At 63.8% G+C, this 4,876-nt stretch carries 4 protein-coding genes; all 4 read right to left on the bottom strand.

Going from position 1 to position 4,876, the window contains the following annotated elements; translation table 11 throughout:
• Positions 1-869, bottom strand: an 869-nt coding sequence (locus EN991_RS23465) for an alpha-amylase family glycosyl hydrolase (protein ID WP_245461057.1), incomplete at its 3' end; no start/stop codon positions are given.
• Positions 870-1,068: 199 nt separating this feature from the next.
• Positions 1,069-2,697: an alpha-D-glucose phosphate-specific phosphoglucomutase gene (locus tag EN991_RS23460; protein WP_127369651.1), complete on the bottom strand. Its 1,629-nt coding sequence runs from the start codon at positions 2,695-2,697 to the stop codon at positions 1,069-1,071.
• A 3-nt stretch (positions 2,698-2,700) separates the two neighbouring features.
• Complete coding sequence (gene glgA / locus EN991_RS23455) at positions 2,701-4,146, bottom strand: glycogen synthase GlgA (protein ID WP_127369650.1); 1,446 nt, start codon at positions 4,144-4,146, stop codon at positions 2,701-2,703.
• 3 nt (positions 4,147-4,149) lie between these two features.
• Positions 4,150-4,876: sugar phosphate nucleotidyltransferase (locus EN991_RS23450; RefSeq protein WP_245461056.1), on the bottom strand; the 727-nt coding region annotated here is incomplete at its 5' end.

Genomic DNA, 4,876 nt, shown 5'->3' with positions numbered 1-4,876 from the left:
CCGGTACCGGTGTCGTTGGCCAGCCTGCCATCAGGTGTGTGCCGGTAGTAGGCCTGGTTGTCGAAGCCGCGCAGCGACAGCGTGGGACCAAGCCTGTCGCTCTCGCCGGTGTGGTTGAAGACGAGGTCGAGGATGACGCCGATACCAGCCTGGCGCAGCACAGCGACCGTGTTTCGCAGTTCCATGATGCCGCCCGGCGCAAGGCGCGGATCGAGGGCCATGAACGTCACGGGATTGTAGCCCCAGGCGTTGCGCAGCCCGAGCGGCGGCAGATGCCGTTCGTCGATCGACGCGGTCACCGGCATCAGTTCGACCGCGCCAACGCCGAGTTTTTTCAGGTGCTCGACGATCGCCGGTTGAGCAAGTGCGGCGACTGTTCCGCGCAATTTTTCGGGAACGTCCGAATGCAGCATGGTGAAGGCGCGCACCGGAATTTCGTAGACCAGGCCGCCGGCGCGGAAAAGCGGCGGCGCAGCCTGCACAGGCTTCGGTAGCGCAGCCGCGATCGCCTTCGGCATCAGCGACGCGGTATCGCCCCCCTCGCCCCGGCGATCGGCCAGCCGCCAGTCGTAGGCATAAGGCCTGTCAATCTCGACGGCGTAGGGATCGGTCAGCAATTTGTCGGGGTCGAACCACAGTCCATGCTCCGGCGCATAGTCCCCGTCGGCGCGGAAACCGTAGCGGGTTCCGGAGCCAAGACCTGCAACGAACAGCGCGTGGACGCCCTCGCCTTCCCGCTGCAGTTCGAGCCGTTCGATTTCCCGCATGCCCTGCTCGTCGAAGATCGAGACCCAAAGCCGACGGGCGGCCTGCGACCAGGCGGCAAAGCGGATGCCTTCGCGGGTGACTGTGGCGCCGAGCTGGGTCATGCCCGCGCCTCACCTTCTCCCCTGGCGGGAGAAGGTGGATCGGCGCGCAGCGCCGAGACGGATGAGGGGTGTTGGAAGGAACGCGGCGTTGGTGATCTGGACATCGGTTTGCGCCAAGCTGGAGCACCCCTCATCCGACCGAGCTTCGCTCGACCACCTTCTCCCACAAGGGGAGAAGGTGAAACGCGCGCAGCCACTCTCAAGTGATCACGCTCGGCTTGGGGCGGCCGGTATGGCTGTGAATCCCGGCAATATCGTCAGCCGCGGCAATCAGATCGGCAAGGGCGGCCTGGGTGTCGAGATCGTGCCGAGACTTGTCCGGCTCGTAGCGCTCGATGTAGACGCGCAACGTCGCGCCCGACGTGCCGGTGCCGGACAGCCGAAAGACGACCCGCGAACCACCTTCGAACAGAACCCTGATGCCCTGATGCTCGCTGATCGAACCGTCGACCGGATCGTGATAGGCAAAATCGTCGGCGCTGGCGATTTTCAGGCCGCGCACGCTGGTGCCAGGCAGCGAGCCGAGCTTGGCACGCAGTTCGTCGACCAGCGCGTTGGCGCGGTCGCTCTCGACCTCTTCATAATCGTGCCGCGAATAGTAGTTGCGACCGTAGGTCGCCCAGTGCTCGGTGACGATCTGCTTGCAGCTTTCGCCACGCGCGGCAAGGATGTTGAGCCACAAAAGCACCGCCCACAGGCCGTCCTTTTCGCGGACATGGTTGGAGCCGGTGCCGGCACTCTCCTCGCCGCAGATCGTCGCCATGTCGGCATCGAGCAGATTGCCGAAGAATTTCCAGCCGGTCGGCGTCTCATAGATGCCGACGCCGAGTTTTTCAGCGACGCGATCGGCCGCGCCACTGGTCGGCATCGAGCGGGCAATGCCTTTCAAACCGGCCTTGTAGCCGGGCGCCAGACGCGCATTGGCGGCGAGCATGGCGACCGAATCCGACGGGGTGACGAAAATGCCCTTGCCGATGATCAGATTGCGGTCACCATCCCCATCCGAGGCGGCGCCGAAATCCGGCGCGTCCGGTCCCATCATCTCGTCATAGAGGTGTTTGGCGTGGACAAGGTTCGGGTCCGGATGGTGGCCGCCGAAATCCGGCAGCGGCTTGAAATTGCGGCAGGTGCCATTGGGCGCGCCAAGCCGGGTTTCCAGGATCTCCTTGGCGTAGGGACCGGTCACCGCGTGCATGGCGTCGAAGCGCATGCGGAAGCCGGACTTGAAGAGTTTGCGCAGGGCGTCGAAATCGAACAGGCTTTCCATCAGCGCGGCATAGTCCACGACCGGATCGATGATCTCGACCGTCATGCCGGCGGCCTTGACCGTTCCTGTTGTGTCGATGTCGATCGGATCGATATCGGCGATCTTGAAGCTCGAAATCGCCTTGGTCTTTTCGAAGATCGCGTCGGTGAGCTTTTCCGGCGCCGGGCCGCCATTGCCGGCATTGTACTTGATGCCGAAATCCTCATGCGGGCCGCCCGGATTGTGGCTGGCCGACAGGATGATGCCGCCAAAGGTCTTGTATTTGCGGATGACATGCGAAGCGGCTGGCGTCGACAGGATGCCGCCCTGCCCGACCATCACCTTGCCGAAGCCGTTGGCGGCTGCGATGGCGATGGCCTTCTGGATGACCTCGCGGTTGTAGAAGCGGCCGTCGCCACCGATCACCAGGGTCTTGCCCTTGAAACCGTCGAGCGCGTCGAAGATCGACTGGATGAAATTCTCGGCATAGTGCTCCTGCTGAAAGACAGGCACCTTCTTGCGCAGGCCCGACGTGCCGGGCTTCTGGTCGGAATAAGGCTTGGTGGGAACGGTCCGTATCATGCTTCAGGCAACCCTTTTCGAAAGCAGCGAACGATAGAGTTCGACGTATTTTTCCGCGCTCTTGTCCCACGACACATCGGCTTTCATGCCCTGGCGCTGCAGTGATTCCCAGACCGTCGGACTGGCATGGGCGTCGACGAGGCGGCGGATAGCGTGCAGCAAGGCGCCGCCATTGTTGGGCGCGAACTGGAAGCCGGTGGCGACGCCGGCAGAGACGGCAGCCTCATTGGCGTCGATGACCGTGTCGGCGAGGCCGCCGGTGCGCGCGACTACCGGCACGCAGCCATAGCGCAGGCCGTAAAGCTGCGTCAGCCCGCACGGTTCGAAGCGCGAGGGAATGACGATGGCGTCGCAGCCGCCCTGCATGATGTGCGACAGCCCCTCGTCGTAGCCGACGACGACGCCGATGCGGCCGCGATGCCTGGCGGCGGCGGCAAGCAGCGCGCCTTCGAGACCGGCATCGCCCGATCCCAGGATGGCGAGCCGCGCACCCGTCGCGACAATGCCGTCGACCACCAGCGCCAATATGTCCATGCCCTTTTGCCAGGTCAGGCGGCTGACCACGCAGACGATCGGGCTGTCATCGCGCTCAAGGCTGAAGCGGTCCTCCACGGCAGCCCTGTTGGGTGCGCGCGCCTTCAGCGTGCTGGCCGTGTAGTTGGACACCAGATGCTTGTCGGTTTCCGGATCCCAGATGCCGGTGTCGATGCCGTTGACGATGCCATGGAGATCGCTGGAGCGCATGTTGATGAGGCCGTCGAGGCCCATGCCGAATTCGGGCGAGCGGATTTCCTGCGCGTAGGTCGGACTGACCGTGGTGATCGCCCAGGCGGCCTGCAGGCCCGCCTTGAGGAAGCCGACACCACCATAATATTCGACGCCGTCGAGCGCCATCGCCGCCGCCGGCAAGCCAAGCTCGCCGAAAATGCCGGCGCCGAACTGGCCCTGGAAGGCGAGGTTGTGGACGGTCATCATCGAAGGCACGCCGACCGCCTTGCCATAGCGCATATAGGCCAGCGTCATCGCCGACTGCCAGTCATGGGCGTGCACGATGTCGGGCTGGTAGCCCGAGATGGCGCCGCCGGCAATGTCGCCGCCGACCTGGCTCAACGCCGCGAAACGCCGCCAATTGTCTGGCCAGTCGACGCCAGTCGCATTGCCATAGGGGCCGCCGGGACGGTCGAACAGATGCGGCGCATCGAGCACGAACAGTTCGAGCCCGGCGAGTTGGACGGAATGGACAGAGGCCTTGCCGCCCTGCAGCAAGGGGTATTGCAGAACCGCCCGCTTTTTCTTGAAGGCGGCCATGACGGTCGGAAAGCCGGGCATGAGCGTGCGCACGGTCACGCCCTTGGCCGCCAAGGCAATTGGCAGCGCGCCGGTCACGTCGGCAAGCCCACCGGTCTTGATGAGCGGGAAAATTTCCGGCGTGACCGACAGAACCTGCATGCGTCAGAGCCCCAGCTTGTCGATCATGTCCTGGGTGACCAGGCAGATGCCCTTTTCGGAAACGCGGAAGCGCTTGGCGTCGAGAATAGGATCTTCGCCGACCACCAGCCCTTCCGGTATCCTAACACCATGGTCGATGACCACGCGCTTCAACTTTGCGTTCCGGCCGACATGAACGTCGGGCAGCATGACGACTTCTTCGAGCGTCGAATAGGAATTGATGCGCGCGCCGGTGAAGATCAGGCTTTTTTTCAGCGAAGCCCCCGAGACGATGCAATCGCCCGAAACCAGCGAAGACACGGCCGAACCGCGGCGGCCATCCTCGTCATGCACGAACTTTGCCGGCGGCTTCAATTCGGCATAGGTCCAGATCGGCCAGTCGCGGTCGTAGAGGTCGAGCTCCGGCGTGATATCGGTCAGGTCGATATTGGCTTCCCAATAGGCGTCGACCGTTCCGACATCGCGCCAGTAGGCCTCGTTCTCAGCGGTCGAACGGACGCAGGACTTGGCGAAGCGGTGCGCGATCGCCTTACCGTGCTGGACGATATAGGGGATGATGTCCTTGCCGAAGTCGCGGCTCGAGCCCGGCTCGGCCGCATCGCGGCGCAACTGCTCCATCAGAAACTTGGTCTTGAAGACGTAAATGCCCATCGAGGCCAAGGCAAACTCCGGCTTATCGGGAATGCCGGGCGGATCGGCGGGCTTTTCGACGAAGGCGATGATGTTGTCC

The organism is Mesorhizobium sp. M7A.F.Ca.US.005.03.2.1 (genome assembly GCF_003997795.1).
In the GTDB taxonomy this organism is placed as follows: Bacteria; Pseudomonadota; Alphaproteobacteria; order Rhizobiales; family Rhizobiaceae; genus Mesorhizobium; species Mesorhizobium ciceri.
Note: the sequence above shows the minus strand (reverse complement) of the source record. Positions and strands in the feature narration are given on the sequence as shown.